The following is a 15503-nucleotide window of genomic DNA, read 5'->3' as shown; positions in this document are numbered from 1 at the left end:
AAGTACTTTCTTTTTGTTTAAAATCAGTGCTAGCAGAATAAATAGTCCCTTTAAGCACAAACCCATCATTACAAGGAATATCTATCTCTTTGTGCTTCATATTAAAGGTTTCTGAAAGCGTTTTTACTCAGACTCAGAAGTGGTAGGCCTTCTGTATTTATGAAAAGGTTGTTTCAGCAAGCCTATAATACTACTATTTTCTTTTTCATCTGGAAAAGTATCCACTCCATAAACAATTGCATCAACGTCCATTTTCATGAAGGTTCCGAATAGTCTATCCCAAATAGAGAAAATGTTACCGTAGTTGGAATCTGTAAAGGGTAATCTATAATGATGATGTACCTTGTGCATATCTGGACTTACAATCAACCAACTTATTGCATTATCTACTTTCTTGGGTAATCGAATATTGGCATGGTTAAACTGTGAAAGAACAACGGACAGACTTTGATACAGCATGATGATACCAATAGGGGCACCAACCAGAAAAACACCTATTAAAGTAAAAATATACCGAATTAAACTTTCCAATGGGTGATGTCTGTTTGCCGTAGTGGTATCTACATTATGATCTGAATGATGGACCAAATGAACCATCCAAAGTGGTTTTACTTTATGCTCCACTAAATGCGCAGTATACGCTCCAATTAAGTCGAGAAGCATAACTCCAAGAGCAACATAGAGCCACAGCGGCATTTCTGGAAGCCAGTTTATAATTCCAAATTGGTTTTCTACTGCCCAATCTGATGTTTTCAACAACAAAAAAGCGAGGGGAAAATTAATAATAATGGTCGTGAGGGTAAAGAAAAAATTAGGAACAGAATGACGCCATTTCTTATACTTAACACTAAAAAGAGGCACTATCCCTTCCAAAATCCAGAAGAACGTAATTCCCCCAACTAGGATAAGGCTTCTGTGCAGTGCCGGAATATTTTCAAAATAGGTGATTATCTGATCCATATTCTCAAATATAAGAAATCATTAAAGCTTTACTTTCTTTTTCATTTCTTCAACAATGTTAAAAGCGGCAGGGCATATAGCCACGTTTTTTAAGGTAAGATTGCTTATCTGATGGAACTTTTTCCGATCTGTATGGGGAAATTCTCTACATGCTTTTGGCCTAACATTATAAATGGAGCAATAATTATAAGTTCCCAAAAAAGTACAGGGCACTTCTTTTAACACATAATCATTTTCTTCATCTACCCTTAAATATTGGTCAATAAACTTTGAGGGCTTTGTTCTAAAATGTTTTGCAATTCTATCCACATCCGTGTTGGTAAAAAGAGGGCCCGTTGTTTTGCAGCAATTGGCACAAGTAAGACAATCTGTTTTTTCAAACTCGGCCTCATGCAGTTCACTCATCACGTAATCCAAGTTCTTCGGCGGACGCTTTCTCAGTTTTGTGAAAAACTTCTTGTTTTCAGCGTGTTTTTCCTTTGCCTTCTTTGGCAATTCCTCTAATTCCTCTTTCATGAAAGACAAACATAAAAAACACTTTTCATTTAAACCTTTATCTATTAATAAAGTCCCATTTTTGCATCAACCATTTTAATTTATGTCGGATATTATTGGAACAGCTTTACTGGACTATCATTCAGGGAATTATACGGAAGATATTAAGACCTATTCATCCTTGGATGAAGAAGACAGTATACCATTACCCTATTTGTTCAGGGGTTTTAAAGAAATGCCATTGTTAGAACAAAAAGCATTAAACCTAGCAAAAGGAACCGTTCTTGATATTGGTTGTGGAGCTGGGAACCACACCCTGTACCTACAAAAAAAGGGATTTGAGGTTACCGCTTTGGATGCTTCAAAAGGGGCGATTGAAGTTTGTAAAAATAGAGGTGTTAAATCTTCAGTCCACAGTTTGTTTCTTGATTATAACGACTCAAAATTCGATACACTTTTACTGCTTATGAATGGTATTGGTTTAGCTGGAAAACTAAATAATCTAAGCTCTTTTTTAAATCATTTAAAGTCATTGTTACTGCCAAACGGGCAAATTTTATTGGATTCCAGCAATATCGTTTATATGTTTGACCAAGACGAAGATGGTGGATTTTGGATTCCAAACAGTGGTGATTATTATGGTGAAGTAACCTTTGTCATGGAGTACAAGAATCAGAAAAGCCCTTCCTTTGAGTGGCTTTACCTTGATTTTACGACTTTACAAAATGCTTGTGCAGCCCACGATTTTGACTGTAAACTTGTAAGTGAGGGAGAACATTACGACTATTTGGCAAAACTTTCTTTCAAATCATAATAGAATGCCCGCCTTACCGTTTTTAATACATATCAATATAGTATGAAAAAGAAAATCTTTATTGCACTCATAGTTGTTTTTGGGTTTATCAATGCCTGTTCTAATGATTCTGATGATACTCAAACCCCGCAAAATGTTGATAAAACCCCCAACCTTCAGGCTACAGGTTCTTCTGCAAATGATTTTTTATCCAATGATAACTTTGATAGGCTTTTAGTTGAAATAGGTTATGTTGAAGGTTTTCAACCAACAGGTCAGACAGTTTCCAACTTTGAAGACTATCTTAGAGAGCGAACTTTTAAACAGAATATCGAATTCTCCTTTAAAAGTCTTTCATCTCCTGATGAAGAAACATTGGTCTTAGATGAGATTGCTGAACTGGAAAATGAGAATAGAACCGCATACAACAATGGAACTACTTTGGCTATTTACATTTATTTTGCTGATGCTCCCTCCGATGGAGATGATTTAGATGAAGGTTTGGTGACATTGGGAGCAGTTTACAGAAATACTTCCATGGTGATATATGAGTCTACTATAAGAGATTTAGCAAGCCGAAGTTCTTTAATAACCGTAACTGATGTTGAAACAGCCACATTGAATCACGAATTTGGGCATTTATTTGGACTTGTTAACTTAGGCACAGTTCCCGTTAATGACCATGAAGACCCAGATGCGGAAAACCATTGCGATGTACCAGGTTGTCTTATGCGAGCTGAATTACAGTTTGGTGCTCCTACCGCTAGGAGTTTGGCCGCTAAAGGAAGTGTCTTGACTTCTCCGTGTAACTTAAGTGGTGACTCCATGCTAAAACTTTTGGAAACCAGAACCTCCAGTGGACTTGCAGCAGTGCCCGTTCTTGACGCTGAATGTATTTTAGACTTGCAGAGTAACGGCGGACGTTAACCCTATTCTATTACGGAATATTTAAGTATTTGTGTGTTTGTAGAGATACTTTCCACTTGGGGTTTTGCATAACATAATCCACAATCAATGGAACCATTTTTTCTCGAACGCTCCATTCTGGCTGCAAATAGAGAATGCAATCCCCGTTTACTTTAGCGGCCTGTTCCTCAGCAAAAATTAAATCATGTTTGTTGTAAACGATAACTTTAAGTTCGTTTGCCTCATCGTATATCTTTTCCTCCGGAAGTTTATTTTTCTTGGGAGAAAGACAAATCCAATCCCAAGCTCCCGTTAAAGGATAAGCCCCAGAAGTTTCAATATGTGTTTGAAGGTTCTTAGCCTTTAACGCAGAAGTTAAAGGTCCCATGTCCCATGTAAGTGGCTCACCACCGGTAATTACTATGGTATCAGAATACGTAGCAGCATTATCTACAATACTATCAATTGAAGTAGGTGGATGTGTCTCAGCATTCCAACTTTCCTTAACATCACACCAATGACAACCAACATCACAACCTCCTACACGAATAAAATAAGCTGCAGTGCCCTTATGATAGCCTTCTCCTTGAATGGTGTAAAATTCTTCCATTAAAGGAAGCATCTGCCCTTTATCCACCAAATCCATTACCTGCTCTGAAACCATTTTGCAAAGATAGGACTTAGTTCATCTTAGACCTAGACTTAAAACCTATCGTACTGCGATTACTTCAATTTCAATCTTGGCACCAACGGCAAGGCCTTTAGCTGCAAAAGTGGTCCTGGCCGGTTTTTTCGTAAAATATTGGGTATAGACTTCATTAAAAGCCTTAAAATCTTCAATATCACTCAAAATAACAGTACACTTTACAACATTATCCAATGCTAAGTCATGATGTTTCAAAACAGCTTGAATATTCTTGATCACCTGTTCAGTCTCACCTTTTATACCTCCTTCGGCCATATACCCTGCCGCCCTGTCAAAACCAATTTGCCCGGCTAGAAAGAAAAGATTTCCTGCTTGCACTGCTTCACTAAATGGAGCATTATTTCTGGAGGGAATATGTGATTTATGAAATGTAATCTCTGTCTTTTCTTGCGCTGTCAAAGCTGTACAGATAAAAAAAGTGAGGGCAATGGATAATAATCTTGCTGAAATCTTCATAGTATTATGTGTATTGATCTAATATATTGAATCTTTTGTCTTCTACTAAATTACCCTATTTTTACGAAAACTGAATTCCATGAGCAGCAAAGAAAAATTCTTTGAACATATTGAGAAAGGCTATACAACCAAAGGTGATTACATTACCATGGGAGCCGGAATGTTCAATGGAGAAACGGTAACAAATGCTTTTGTAAAGATTCCTTTAAAAACCTTAAATAGGCACGGACTTATTGCTGGAGCAACTGGTACGGGAAAAACCAAAACGCTTCAGGTTATCGCAGAAAACCTTTCAAATAAAGGAATTCCCGTTCTGCTTATGGATTTAAAAGGTGACCTCAGTGGTATTGCACAACCTAGCCCAGGCCACCCTAAAATAGATGAACGCCATGAAAAAATTGGACTTCCGTTTGAAGCCAGTGGGTTTCCAGTTGAGGTTTTATCCCTTTCGGAACAAGATGGTGTTCGCCTAAGAGCTACGGTTTCCGAATTCGGACCTGTTTTGCTATCAAGAATTCTTGATTTGACCGTTACACAAGAAGGAATTGTAGCTGTTGTCTTTAAGTATTGTGATGACAACAAGCTTCCTTTGCTGGATTTAAAAGATTTTAAAAAAGTGTTACAATATGCCACAGGAGAGGGCAAAAAAGAATTTCAAGAGTCGTATGGACGAATCTCTACGAGTTCTACCGGAACTATTCTAAGAAAGATTATTGAACTGGAGCAACAGGGAGCTGACTTGTTCTTTGGCGAGAAATCCTTTGAAGTTGATGATTTGGTTCGTATTGATGAAAATGGCAGAGGTTACATCAATATTATAAGACTTACAGATATTCAAGATAGACCAAAGTTGTTTTCTACATTCATGTTGAGTCTATTGGCTGAAATCTACGCTACCTTTCCAGAACAAGGAGATAGTGATAGACCTGAATTGATTCTCTTTATTGATGAGGCACATCTTATTTTTAAAGAAGCTTCAAAAGCTTTATTGGAACAGATTGAGAGTATCGTAAAATTGATACGTTCTAAAGGTATTGGACTCTATTTTGTAACTCAGAACCCTACAGATGTTCCGGATGATGTGCTGGGACAGTTAGGGCTAAAAGTACAGCATGCCCTAAGAGCATTTACCGCAAAAGACAGGAAGGCCATAAAACTTACCGCTGAAAACTACCCAGACTCGGAGTTTTATGATACCAAAGAAATATTGACCTCATTGGGAATAGGCGAAGCACTTATTTCCGCATTGGATGAAAAAGGGCGACCTACCCCATTGGCGGCAACCATGCTGCGGGCTCCTATGAGCCGTATGGATGTTTTGACCAAGGCTGAACTTAAAGAAACCTTGGGTAAATCCAAATTGATTAAAAAATATAATGATGAGGTTGATAGAGAGAGTGCTTATGAATTATTGAACGAAAAAATAGAAAAAGCCCAAAAAGAAGCTGAAAAGGAAGAAAAACAAAAGACTACATCTCGAAGAAAAACGTCCACTAGAAAAAGTACTCGAATGAACCCTGTGGTAAAAGTTTTGACCAGTGCCACCTTTATTCGTGGAGTACTTGGTGTTTTGAAAAAAGTTATCCGATAATTTTTATGAAAAGAATATTTATAGTTTTTGCACTTGGATGCTGCTTTGCATTCGTTCAATGCACTGAAAAGAATACCACTTTTTTAATTACTGAAAACTCCGTAGGAGTTCTTTTAAAAACATCTCCAGCAAATACTTTGGAAACCCTCTTTGCTCAGGATTCCATTGTAAAGGACACCTCTAAACTTAATGTTGGGATCAAAGCGGAAAAAACCAAGGTTTTTGAAAAAGGGGGCAAACACCTTTTAACACTTACCTCAAATTTGGATAGTATTCCCACTATTGGAAATGTTAGAATATTTGATCCTCGTTACACTACAGATAAAGGAATCAGTCTAAATAGTACATTTAAAGAGATCCAAAATAAGTATACGATCAAAAAAACGGTGACAACCTTAAACAGTGTTGTCATATTTCCTAAGAACAGTAATCTGTATTTTACCATTGACAAAGAGGAATTGCCTTCAAACCTTCGCTATACCACTTCCCATATTGAAACGGTTCAAATACCTGACAATGCCAAAATAAAATATTTGATGTTGGGGTGGGATTAGCCTTTGTTAATTAAATCCTAAAGGACGTAGCTACTTATTTTCGTTTGGGTAATTTGAAAGTTAAATCCAACCAAATGAAAACAATACACTTTCTTACTATCTTCCTAGCTCCCATTTTTTTACTGGCTCAATACGATTTTGAACCTTCTGTAGAACACCCATTTGGATTACCAAATCCAAAGGCACCAAAAGAACTATTGGATTTTGCACCATTGATAGGGGAATGTAACTGCAAGTCTGAAACCCGAAACCCTGATCAGACCTGGGCAGAGCCTGTTGATATGATCTGGCGATTCAAATACATTATGAATGGTATGGCCATTCAAGATGAAACCCTGAAAGAAGATGAAACCTATTCTGGCAGTATTCGTCAATTTAGTCAGGATAGCACAAGATGGTATGTCCATTATTACACGACCCGAACTGTTTCCACAACATTAAGGGCATGGGAAGGAAACAAAAATGAAGAGGGTAAAATTGTATTGTATAGCGAACAAAAAGCACCAAACGGTACCGATGGTTTTTATAGACTCTCATTTTATGACATTGATGATAAAGGTTTTAAATGGGTTGGAGAATGGGTAGATAAAACTGAATCTGTAGTTTTTCCAACGTGGAGAATTGATTGTTCAAATGGTAAAATATCCAATACCAATGACAGTGAAAAAAATAAAGTAGTTGCCGCTTCCAGAGGTTTCTCAACCGCTTTTATCGCCCAAGATTTTGATACAATGGCAAACAGTTACACTCAGGATGCCAAACTCATTCCGTTAGGAGTTCCAATAGTAGAGGGAAGAGAGGCCATTAAAGCACGTTGGCTGTTAGGAAAGGACACTAAGATCCTATCTCATGGTATGGATACATCAGAAATAAAAATTATAGGGGATTATGCCTATGATTATGGATACTACCATGGTACCAGTAAAAAAGGAGAAGAACCTGCGACCAGTTGGAAAGGAAAATATGTCGTTGTTTGGAAAAAAGAGAAAGGCACCTGGAAAATGTATATTGATATATGGAACAGGCTTAAAGACTAAAACAGGCCGTATTTTTCTCTATTCGCAAGTACTTTTGGGCTATTGGTCTGCATCCATTCCGTTAGTTCAAGTAATTTTTCAACATAAGTTTTTCCAAAATCAGTGAGACTGTATTCCACTCTAATGGGCACTTCTGGAAATGCCTTTCTAGAAATATAGCCATCGGCTTCCAGTACCTTTAGACGTTGGCTTAAAACTTTATTAGATATACCATAGACAAACTTTTTAAGTTTGTTGAAGCGCAAAACCGGAAAATAACCCAACCAAAGAATAATCAATGTACTCCATTGATCAGAAGCAACTGACATTACATCACGAACAGGACAAAGCTCAGGTGGGTTTTTGTAATCAATATGCCCAAACATTTTTTCAATTTTTTTAGCAGTTCTAAGCTGCTGATTTTCAGTAACAGTTTCCATATCTATACTTAGTTTTGAATGGGTGACTTCTTTTTTCTTACAAAAGGATTCTGTATTTTTAGTTTCTCCAAAAGAGTAAGTTACAAAAAGTAACCTGATGAAAAAACTAATTGCCAAAATTCTTCCTCTCGCATATGGTCAATATTTCAACCTGCATGCTCTATTGGCTCCGCAAAAAACCGCTCACAAGGCTTTCAATTTGTTCTGTACCGTTAGAAAAGGGAGGGTTTTGCCTCAGCAAGAGGCATATTTAGATAAAGCCAAGAATGGAGTAGAGTCAGCCGCTGGGCATAAACTACAATCTTATCATTGGCCTGGAAAGAAAGAAACCGTGTTGTTAGTGCACGGTTGGGAAAGCAATACTTTTCGTTGGCGCAATCTTATACATAAACTTCAAGATGCTGATTTTAATATTATAGCGTTTGATGCTCCCTCGCATGGGTATTCTACCGGTAAAATCCTATATGTACCCTTGTATGAGGAAGCACTTCACCATATGATTAAAAAATATGACCCAAAATATCTTATTGGGCATTCCGTAGGGGGCATGACATTGATGTACAATGAGTACAAAAACCCCAACCCCAATGTAGAAAAAATAGTTACTATAGGTGCTCCATCTGAGTTTCATGAAATCATGGAGCATTATCAGCACCTATTAAAATTCAATAATAGGGTAATGAGGGCTTTGGACAACTATATCCTTAAAAGATTCGGTTTTAAAATTCATGATTTCTCAGCATCAAAATTCGCCCAGTCCAATACCAAAAAAGGATTGTTATTTCATGACAGATTAGATGCGATAGCGCCATATCATGCCTCTAAAAATGTAAGTGAAAATTGGAAGGGCAGCACATTGATAAGTACAGAGGGATTAGGGCATTCCATGCACCAAGAAGACGTAAATAACCAAATTATTTCTTTTCTGGAGGCCTAACAGGATTTTAGATCTAAAAATCTTCAGGTATTAAAAATCCCTATACGGTGATTCTAAATACTGATTTGCTTCTTCTTCAGAAAATCGTGCAGTTTCATTATCCCAATGCAACGTTTTATTAGGAAAACGACCTGCAATAACGCCTAACAATATGGTTTCCGTTAATCTTGCAGAATAAGAGAAAGGTGCTGTACAATTATCATTGCCCAAACACGCATCCACAAACTGATGGTAGTGTTTTGGACCTTCGGAATCGTAATCACGTATGGGTTTACCCATATTATTTGCTTTCTCCACCGCTGCAATTTCCGTTGATATGTCTACATATTTTCCATCAACAATCTTCTTTGGCAGTTGCATAAAGTGTGGTAATAACAAACGCCCTTTTTCTCCTATGAACATAGCACCTTGATCTGGTAATACTCCATCCATAGCTTCTTTAGTATCCAGTGACATTTTATCTTCCATAGCTTGATCATCATCATTTTCAACTTCTTCATTTTTCTGCGAATGATCAACTGAATTGGGCAATTCAAGATCCTTATGCATTTTTGGGGCACCAGGACCATCATACCAAACCCACTTTAATTTATCAGCTGTGTATTTTGTACCAGGAAATTCATATGTAACCATATTCTTCTCCGGAAAGCCAAATCCTGTTGGTTGCCTACATTCGTTTTTAATAGTGAGTGGTACATCCAACTGAAGGGCATTGTACGGGGTATCAAAAATATGTACTCCCATATCTCCCAAAGTACCACAACCATAATCCATCAACTTTCTCCAGTTTCCAGGATGATAATAATCTTTTTTATAAGGTCTTTCTGCGGCGGTACCCAACCAAAGATTCCAATCCAAGGTTTCCGGAATGGGATCACTACCTGAAGGAGCCTGGCCATTGTACCCCCAATCCTTGGGAGACCATGCTCTTACCGTATGTACTTTACCAATGATTCCAGATTGAATCAACAAAGTGGCCAATTTGTAGTCATAAAAAGAGTGTACCTGAATGCCCATTTGGGTAATCAAGTTCTTTTCAGTGGCCAGTTTACGCATTGCTCTTGCTTCAGATACGTGATGCGTTAGCGGTTTTTGACAATATACTGGCTTACCCATATCCATAGCCATCATAGAAGCTGGGGCATGTGTATGATCTGGTGTAGACACAATAACGGCATCGATATCATCACTCATCTCTCTTAGCATTTCTCTATAATCTGAAAATGTCTTAGCTTTTGAATGAATCTTTTTTGCCGCTTCCAAGTTGTTAGAGTCCACATCGCAAAGCGCCACAACGTCCACCAATTTATGGGATGAAATTGCCTTTAAATCTTCAAAACCCATATTCCCTACACCAATATGCGCAGTTCTTAAACGTTTATTTCCAGAAAAAGCCCAAGTTCCCGATGGCATTAACGCCAATGATGATGCAACAGCTGCAGTTTTTAAAAACTCTCTTTTTTTCATATCTAAAACCTGTTATAATTTTTTAACTTTTATGTTTCTGAACCAGATAGGGCTGGAGTGATCCTGCAAACCAATGAATCCAGTTTTATATTTTCCGTAATCCGCACTGTTTTTCCATTTGTCCGAATTTTTCTTTTCGTACCATGCTTCATCCCACGGAACAAAAGATAGCAACATTTCGCCATTAAGCCAATGTTCAACTCTTTCAGGGGTAAAAACAATTTTGGAAGAATTCCATTCACCAACAGGATTTAATATCTTTTTAATCGAATCTGCAGGATGCATTGCGTAATCTGAAGCTGTTCGCTGCAATGGTTTTAATTCTTCAGGTTTATCTGTATAGCCAAGGCTTGTATTATAGTCTGTTAAATCATGGATTCTGGCATAGTTTTCATCGTCTATGAGCTGATATTCAGGTGAAACTTCCGGCGGACCATCATATCCTTCTTTAAGGTGGTAAAAAATACCGCTATTACCTCCCTCAGGCAATTTCCATTCAAGGTATAACTCAAAATTATCAAACTCCTCGGCACCATAAATAATATCCGTGCCTCCTTTATAATCTTGTTCAAGCCCCAGTTCAGTATCAAAAGTCAATGTACTGTCCTCAACCACCCATCCCGGTGGAAGGGAATCTCCGTTGTACGCTCTCCAACCTTCTGTACTTGTGCCGTCAAAAAGATAAATCCATTCATCAAGTTCGGTGGTATTTTCAGTCTCATTTAATACAGTTGTTTGGTTTTTAATGTTCTTTTTACAAGAAGCTATTAGCACCAACAAAATTAGAATTGTATTTTTTTTCATGTACCTGTTATTCAAATCAATAGAATCGTAGTTATTAAATATAATGACATTTCATTTTTAGGAAACATTATATAGACTACCAACATCTTATGAACTACGAATACCATTTTAACAGGAACTATCAATATTTTAAATAAAAATTAATTGCATCTATTTGGAAGATTGTTGATGACAATTTACTTTTATCAAACTATGCAAAACGTCACTCCTTTTCACATTGCCATTCCCGTTCACAATCTTGATGAATGTAGAAGCTTTTATAGAGATATTTTAGATTGTGAAGAAGGACGAAGCAGCGATCATTGGGTAGATTTCAACTTGTTTGGTCACCAACTGGTGATTCACTACAAACCAAAATCCAATGTGGAACTTCACACCAATGCCGTAGATGGCAAAAATGTACCTGTCCCACATTATGGAGTTGTTTTACCTTGGGATTTGTTTCAGTCTTTTTCGAAAACACTTAAAACCAAAGGTGTTGAGTTCATTATTGAACCTTATATTCGATTTGAAGGTGAGGTTGGAGAACAGGCCACCATGTTCTTTCTGGACCCTGCAGGTAATGCATTGGAATTTAAGTCTTTTAAGGATATGAATCAATTGTTTGCCAAGTAACTAAACTAGATTCATCCCCTTTCTTTTTACCCAGAAAAAGGCAAATATCATGTTAGGAACCCAGCAAAGCCAAGCTACTATCTTGTAGGCTATTAGGAATTCTCCAAAGGCCATTGTTAAAAGTGGTAGCCATATGCGAAGTGTTACAGCCGCAAAACAAGCGGCATAACTGTAAATCATCATTCCTTGATGGAGCGCTAAATCTTTTGCCCTAATGGCAAAATATGCCTTTAGTGTCGTGTATAGCCATATTATTCCCAAACAAAGAAACCCCAATGAAGTAATAAGGCCTCCGGTAGCAAAAAAAGCAATGTAAACACCACAGATCCCTCCTATCAAAACAGAAAGAACATAAAATTTTCCCAGGTTACGATGTAAACTTAAGTTTTTGGAACGAAGCTTTTTACTAAACTGAGACCACCCGCTTATAAGTGCCAAACCACCAAAAGTAATATGGCCATAGAAACCAATATTCCAAACTTCGTTTGCCAATAGTTCGGCCGTTTTACTATTTAAAATACCAAATTTATCAGCCGCGAACCAATATATCAAGGGATAAAGCCCAACCCCTATTGCTAAAAAGGCAAACACTATCCATGCTATTTTATTTCTTGTGATACCCGCCATGCTTGTTTATTTATGGGTAAATTATTCAAAATATAGTTTAAAAAACCAGAATCCCTGATTCAAAGCGTGATAAAATCCCTTGAACAGGCAATATTAGCCTTTAAATTGATTTACTGTCCTTTTACCAATTTAAAGTACTCTTCTTGACCATTCCCATCTAAGACCTTCATTTATTTGTAACGCCAACTGGTGAGATCAGCGCCTTTTGGTGCGCTTTTGGCTATTCGTTCCATTATTTTGGGCACATACATAGAGTTATAACGCATTCTAGTAATATGATTGGGCAATTCCGGGTCTCCATTCCAACAATGCTCTGCTCTATCGCCATACAATACTTCCCCCTCATAGTAAGGGTCAGTTGTGTTTTCTAAAAAGTCCTCCATTAAATAAACCGCATTGTTTAAATAGTAGTTGTCCATATCGCCACAGTAAATATGAATTTTACCTTTGAGGTTTTCACCTAATTTATCCCAATCACGTTCCAAAATATGTTTAAGGTCAAAATTTTCGCGCCAATATTCAGCTACTGTTGGATTGATTTCCCCCGTCATTTTATCCCACAGTCGTTGCGGATACCCATCATTGCCTTGAGGAGAGTATGTGGCCTCCCAAATGTCCCACTGCTGACCTGATCTTGATTTTGTACCCAGAACCAATTCTAAATGATTGTTCTCACGAACAGTACTTTGAACATGACCCAGGTAATCGCGATGAGACGGCACTTCTACCTTTTTGTGATTACTTTCATAATAATATGCATTCTTGTCTTCGTAGATATTGGTGAGACAATAGGCCCTAAAATCAATGGGGTCTGGACAAGCAGCAAAACAGCCGTTGTATTCTTCAGGATATTTTACTTGAACCGCAAGAGCTTCCCAACCTCCTGTGGAGCCACCATATAAGAACCGTGACCAACCTTCTCCCATACCCCTAAACTCTTTTTCTATGTATGGAATCAATTCATGGGTAATTGCATCTCCATATGGTCCTTGACTGGCAGAATTTACTGCGTATGAATCATCATAATATGGAGTCGGATGTTGAATTTCAATAATTAAAAACCTAGGGAAGTCAGGTTCGTTCCACCTCTTATAAAAGTCGTAAGCCTCTTGTTGTTGAATAATATTATAACCATCAACATCAAAACGCGCAGAATACTCCGGTTTTGTATCTGGATCTGGGGGTGAAGTTCTAAAACCACCAAAATCATTTGGAAAATGACCATGGAAAACCATTAATGGATATTTTGCCTCTGGATGTTCCTTAAAACCTTTTGGAAGCAAAACATGGGCTCCCAAATACATGTCCCTGCCCCAAAACTCAGACAGTTTTTCAGATTTTATTTTTATATGTTTTATCCATTCAGTGTCTTCCGCCTCTTTAATTGGTGGAATAACTTTATCCATGGTAACACTAAGATTTTGGATACCATTTTCATCAATTGTAACCTTAAAAGGCTCGCTAAACAAATTACCTGGCGATCTGTTCCATTGCTGTCCTTCCCCATTATCCATAGGCAGTTTAACAGTATGACCAGTAGATAGGTTGAACGTTTCATATGTATGCAAGAGTGCTTGCACATTGTATTCGCCTGGAGGCACCTCGTTTAAACTTGCATATGGAAATCCGAATACTGAATCATTGAAGATGATTTCATCTCCTGGTTTCATACCATCCACATCCATTCCAAAAATCAATTGGGTATCTAATCCACCACTGATTTGAAAACGAGGTTCTTTTTCATCATTTGTAGAAAGCATTAAAAGCAAACGTCCATCAATAGCATTCTCGTTTATTTCCTTAGAAAAAGAGACTACAATCTGATTTGAGTTTTCATTTTTGGCGCAAGAATTTAATAGAAGTAAAAGGCAAAAGAATGCGAAAAATTGATTTTTCATGGTCAGTACAGAATTTGATTAAAAAGGTACTGAATTTAAATCGCTGTTCAAATCATTTTACAGCCTAACTAAAAATGAATACTAATTAATGCTTGAAGAACGTTATATATATAGAAATCATAGGGTATCATACCTACTAAATTACCAAATGATGAAAGTTATACTATTATTGATTACCGTCTTGTTCTCGTCCATGGCATTATCTAGCTGCACCAATGATGAAGGTGACAGTGACTTAGACATTATCACTCCAAATGACGAACAAGAAAGGGTTTCAATTCAAACTGAAAAAGAAAGCAACAACTAAGTATTTTTTACCTTGTGTCTTTCTCTTGCCAATAAAGTGTTTTTTAGAAGCATAGCGATGGTCATTGGTCCAACACCCCCTGGGACTGGAGTAATAAATGAAGCTTTTTTACTTACGTTTTCAAAATCAACATCACCGGTAATATAATAACCTCTTTCTCTGGTTTCATCCGGTACACGGGTAATCCCAACGTCTATTACGACAGCACCATCCTTGACCATTTCGGCCTTTAAAAAGTTAGGCACTCCCAATGCCGAAACAATAATATCGGCTTTTTGGGTAAAGGACTCTATATTCTTGGTTCTACTATGGGTTAAAGTAACTGTTGCATTGGCTGCTTTCCCTTTTTGACTCATAAGAATGCTAATGGGTCTTCCTACGATATGACTGCGTCCAATGACAACGGTATGTTTGCCTTCTGTATCCACATTATAACGCCTTAACAGCTCCATTATACCAAAAGGCGTAGCAGATATAAAGGATTCCATATCCAAGGCCATCTTACCAAAATTGGTAGGATGGAAACCATCTACATCTTTATCAGGGTCAACTGCCATAAGCACTTTCTCTTCATCTATATGCTTAGGTAAAGGTAATTGTACAATATACCCGTCTATATCTGGATTGGTATTTAAATCTTCAACTTGTTTTAACAATGCTTCTTCAGTGGTTTCTTCTGGAAGATGTATTAAGGTTGATTCAAAACCTATTTTTTTACAAGAACGTACTTTACTGCCCACATAGGTGAGGCTTGCTCCATCTGTACCAACCAAAACAGCAGCCAAATGAGGTACTTTTTCTCCCCTCCTCTTCATATCTGCTACTTCAATAGCAATTTCATCTTTTATTTGGTTTGATATTTTCTTTCCGTCAAGGATTTCCATGGGATTGGTTTATTTTGGGAGTGGTTTTCAGGTATTTAGGTCATTGA

18 protein-coding genes are annotated in these 15503 nt (G+C 37.4%); 8 read left to right on the top strand and 10 right to left on the bottom strand.

Annotated features, from left to right (window positions below):
* Window positions 1-123 precede the first annotated feature (123 nt).
* Together LV704_RS12940 and LV704_RS12935 are read right to left on the bottom strand one after the other, a co-directional pair.
* On the bottom strand, window positions 124-960 hold the full coding sequence (locus tag LV704_RS12940; protein WP_163423520.1) for a sterol desaturase family protein: 837 nt from the start codon (window positions 958-960) through the stop codon (window positions 124-126).
* Window positions 961-981: 21 nt separating this feature from the next.
* Window positions 982-1476, bottom strand: a complete 495-nt coding sequence (locus LV704_RS12935) for a YkgJ family cysteine cluster protein (RefSeq protein WP_163423521.1) — start codon at window positions 1474-1476, stop codon at window positions 982-984.
* A gap of 82 nt (window positions 1477-1558) precedes the next feature.
* Here LV704_RS12935 and LV704_RS12930 point away from each other — a divergent pair, with 82 nt between their 5' ends.
* On the top strand, window positions 1559-2269 hold the full coding sequence (locus LV704_RS12930; protein WP_163423522.1) for a bifunctional 2-polyprenyl-6-hydroxyphenol methylase/3-demethylubiquinol 3-O-methyltransferase UbiG: 711 nt from the start codon (window positions 1559-1561) through the stop codon (window positions 2267-2269).
* 42 nt (window positions 2270-2311) lie between these two features.
* On the top strand, window positions 2312-3175 hold the full coding sequence (locus LV704_RS12925) for a hypothetical protein (protein ID WP_163423523.1): 864 nt from the start codon (window positions 2312-2314) through the stop codon (window positions 3173-3175).
* A 10-nt stretch (window positions 3176-3185) separates the two neighbouring features.
* Here the strand turns inward: LV704_RS12925 and LV704_RS12920 are convergent, their stop codons facing one another.
* Window positions 3186-3818 carry a 7-carboxy-7-deazaguanine synthase QueE gene (locus LV704_RS12920; RefSeq protein ID WP_163423524.1) on the bottom strand — a complete coding sequence of 211 codons (633 nt, stop codon included), beginning with the start codon at window positions 3816-3818 and terminating at the stop codon, window positions 3186-3188.
* Window positions 3819-3863: 45 nt separating this feature from the next.
* Window positions 3864-4316, bottom strand: a complete 453-nt coding sequence (locus tag LV704_RS12915; protein WP_163423525.1) for a Rid family detoxifying hydrolase — start codon at window positions 4314-4316, stop codon at window positions 3864-3866.
* A gap of 79 nt (window positions 4317-4395) precedes the next feature.
* Between LV704_RS12915 and LV704_RS12910 the strand changes: the two genes are divergently transcribed.
* The 3 genes from LV704_RS12910 (at window position 4396) to LV704_RS12900 (ending at window position 7498) form a co-directional block, all read left to right on the top strand.
* Complete coding sequence (locus LV704_RS12910; RefSeq protein WP_163423526.1) at window positions 4396-5907, top strand: helicase HerA-like domain-containing protein; 1512 nt, start codon at window positions 4396-4398, stop codon at window positions 5905-5907.
* Between the two features lie 5 nt (window positions 5908-5912).
* The gene (locus LV704_RS12905; RefSeq protein ID WP_163423527.1) at window positions 5913-6461 is read left to right on the top strand and encodes a hypothetical protein; all 549 of its coding nucleotides are present in this window, start codon (window positions 5913-5915) and stop codon (window positions 6459-6461) included.
* Window positions 6462-6535: 74 nt separating this feature from the next.
* The gene (locus LV704_RS12900; protein ID WP_163423528.1) at window positions 6536-7498 is read left to right on the top strand and encodes a DUF4440 domain-containing protein; all 963 of its coding nucleotides are present in this window, start codon (window positions 6536-6538) and stop codon (window positions 7496-7498) included.
* Here LV704_RS12900 and LV704_RS12895 read toward each other — a convergent pair.
* On the bottom strand, window positions 7495-7917 hold the full coding sequence (locus LV704_RS12895) for a helix-turn-helix domain-containing protein (RefSeq protein ID WP_163423529.1): 423 nt from the start codon (window positions 7915-7917) through the stop codon (window positions 7495-7497). The genes LV704_RS12900 and LV704_RS12895 overlap by 4 nt on opposite strands.
* A gap of 97 nt (window positions 7918-8014) precedes the next feature.
* Here LV704_RS12895 and LV704_RS12890 point away from each other — a divergent pair, with 97 nt between their 5' ends.
* Window positions 8015-8854 (top strand): alpha/beta hydrolase, encoded by an 840-nt coding sequence (locus tag LV704_RS12890; protein WP_163423530.1) that lies wholly within the window; start codon window positions 8015-8017, stop codon window positions 8852-8854.
* A 30-nt stretch (window positions 8855-8884) separates the two neighbouring features.
* Here LV704_RS12890 and LV704_RS12885 read toward each other — a convergent pair whose 3' ends face one another.
* Window positions 8885-10321 (bottom strand): Gfo/Idh/MocA family protein, encoded by a 1437-nt coding sequence (locus LV704_RS12885; protein ID WP_163423531.1) that lies wholly within the window; start codon window positions 10319-10321, stop codon window positions 8885-8887.
* Between the two features lie 12 nt (window positions 10322-10333).
* Entirely contained in the window at window positions 10334-11125 is a 792-nt protein-coding gene (locus LV704_RS12880) for a DUF1080 domain-containing protein (protein ID WP_163423532.1), read from the bottom strand.
* Window positions 11126-11317: 192 nt separating this feature from the next.
* Here LV704_RS12880 and LV704_RS12875 point away from each other — a divergent pair, with 192 nt between their 5' ends.
* Window positions 11318-11740 carry a VOC family protein gene (locus LV704_RS12875; RefSeq protein WP_163423495.1) on the top strand — a complete coding sequence of 141 codons (423 nt, stop codon included), beginning with the start codon at window positions 11318-11320 and terminating at the stop codon, window positions 11738-11740.
* Here LV704_RS12875 and LV704_RS12870 read toward each other — a convergent pair whose 3' ends face one another.
* Both LV704_RS12870 and LV704_RS12865 read right to left on the bottom strand, forming a co-directional pair.
* Complete coding sequence (locus tag LV704_RS12870; RefSeq protein WP_163423533.1) at window positions 11741-12367, bottom strand: DUF2306 domain-containing protein; 627 nt, start codon at window positions 12365-12367, stop codon at window positions 11741-11743.
* Between the two features lie 170 nt (window positions 12368-12537).
* On the bottom strand, window positions 12538-14265 hold the full coding sequence (locus tag LV704_RS12865; protein WP_163423534.1) for an alpha/beta hydrolase-fold protein: 1728 nt from the start codon (window positions 14263-14265) through the stop codon (window positions 12538-12540).
* A 148-nt stretch (window positions 14266-14413) separates the two neighbouring features.
* On the opposite strand from LV704_RS12865, the gene LV704_RS12860 reads away from it, so the two are divergent.
* Window positions 14414-14572, top strand: coding sequence for a hypothetical protein (locus tag LV704_RS12860; protein WP_163423535.1), 159 nt, complete (start codon window positions 14414-14416; stop codon window positions 14570-14572).
* Here the strand turns inward: LV704_RS12860 and folD are convergent.
* A complete protein-coding gene (gene folD / locus LV704_RS12855) occupies window positions 14569-15456 on the bottom strand; it encodes a bifunctional methylenetetrahydrofolate dehydrogenase/methenyltetrahydrofolate cyclohydrolase FolD (RefSeq protein WP_163423536.1) in 888 nt (295 codons plus the stop codon). The two genes, LV704_RS12860 and folD, sit on opposite strands and share 4 nt — an antisense overlap.
* Between the last annotated feature and the right edge of the window lie 47 nt (window positions 15457-15503).

The sequence above is a fragment of the Flagellimonas sp. CMM7 genome (assembly GCF_021390195.1).
In the GTDB taxonomy this organism is placed as follows: domain Bacteria; phylum Bacteroidota; class Bacteroidia; order Flavobacteriales; family Flavobacteriaceae; genus Flagellimonas.
This window is presented reverse-complemented; position numbering and strand designations above follow the sequence as displayed.

Excerpts from the sequence above, each read along its gene's own strand:
- LV704_RS12925 (WP_163423523.1), top strand. The coding sequence starts at position 2,312 with ATGAAAAAGAAAATCTTTATTGCACTCATAGTTGTTTTTGGGTTTATC.
- LV704_RS12930 (WP_163423522.1), top strand. The coding sequence starts at position 1,559 with ATGTCGGATATTATTGGAACAGCTTTACTGGACTATCATTCAGGGAAT.
- LV704_RS12890 (WP_163423530.1), top strand. The coding sequence starts at position 8,015 with ATGAAAAAACTAATTGCCAAAATTCTTCCTCTCGCATATGGTCAATAT.
- LV704_RS12915 (WP_163423525.1), bottom strand. The coding sequence starts at position 4,316 with ATGAAGATTTCAGCAAGATTATTATCCATTGCCCTCACTTTTTTTATC.
- LV704_RS12880 (WP_163423532.1), bottom strand. The coding sequence starts at position 11,125 with ATGAAAAAAAATACAATTCTAATTTTGTTGGTGCTAATAGCTTCTTGT.
- LV704_RS12865 (WP_163423534.1), bottom strand. The coding sequence starts at position 14,265 with ATGAAAAATCAATTTTTCGCATTCTTTTGCCTTTTACTTCTATTAAAT.
- LV704_RS12940 (WP_163423520.1), bottom strand. The coding sequence starts at position 960 with ATGGATCAGATAATCACCTATTTTGAAAATATTCCGGCACTGCACAGA.
- LV704_RS12875 (WP_163423495.1), top strand. The coding sequence starts at position 11,318 with ATGCAAAACGTCACTCCTTTTCACATTGCCATTCCCGTTCACAATCTT.
- LV704_RS12885 (WP_163423531.1), bottom strand. The coding sequence starts at position 10,321 with ATGAAAAAAAGAGAGTTTTTAAAAACTGCAGCTGTTGCATCATCATTG.
- LV704_RS12895 (WP_163423529.1), bottom strand. The coding sequence starts at position 7,917 with ATGGAAACTGTTACTGAAAATCAGCAGCTTAGAACTGCTAAAAAAATT.
- LV704_RS12920 (WP_163423524.1), bottom strand. The coding sequence starts at position 3,818 with ATGGTTTCAGAGCAGGTAATGGATTTGGTGGATAAAGGGCAGATGCTT.
- LV704_RS12870 (WP_163423533.1), bottom strand. The coding sequence starts at position 12,367 with ATGGCGGGTATCACAAGAAATAAAATAGCATGGATAGTGTTTGCCTTT.
- LV704_RS12910 (WP_163423526.1), top strand. The coding sequence starts at position 4,396 with ATGAGCAGCAAAGAAAAATTCTTTGAACATATTGAGAAAGGCTATACA.
- LV704_RS12900 (WP_163423528.1), top strand. The coding sequence starts at position 6,536 with ATGAAAACAATACACTTTCTTACTATCTTCCTAGCTCCCATTTTTTTA.
- LV704_RS12935 (WP_163423521.1), bottom strand. The coding sequence starts at position 1,476 with ATGAAAGAGGAATTAGAGGAATTGCCAAAGAAGGCAAAGGAAAAACAC.
- folD (WP_163423536.1), bottom strand. The coding sequence starts at position 15,456 with ATGGAAATCCTTGACGGAAAGAAAATATCAAACCAAATAAAAGATGAA.
- LV704_RS12860 (WP_163423535.1), top strand. The coding sequence starts at position 14,414 with ATGATGAAAGTTATACTATTATTGATTACCGTCTTGTTCTCGTCCATG.
- LV704_RS12905 (WP_163423527.1), top strand. The coding sequence starts at position 5,913 with ATGAAAAGAATATTTATAGTTTTTGCACTTGGATGCTGCTTTGCATTC.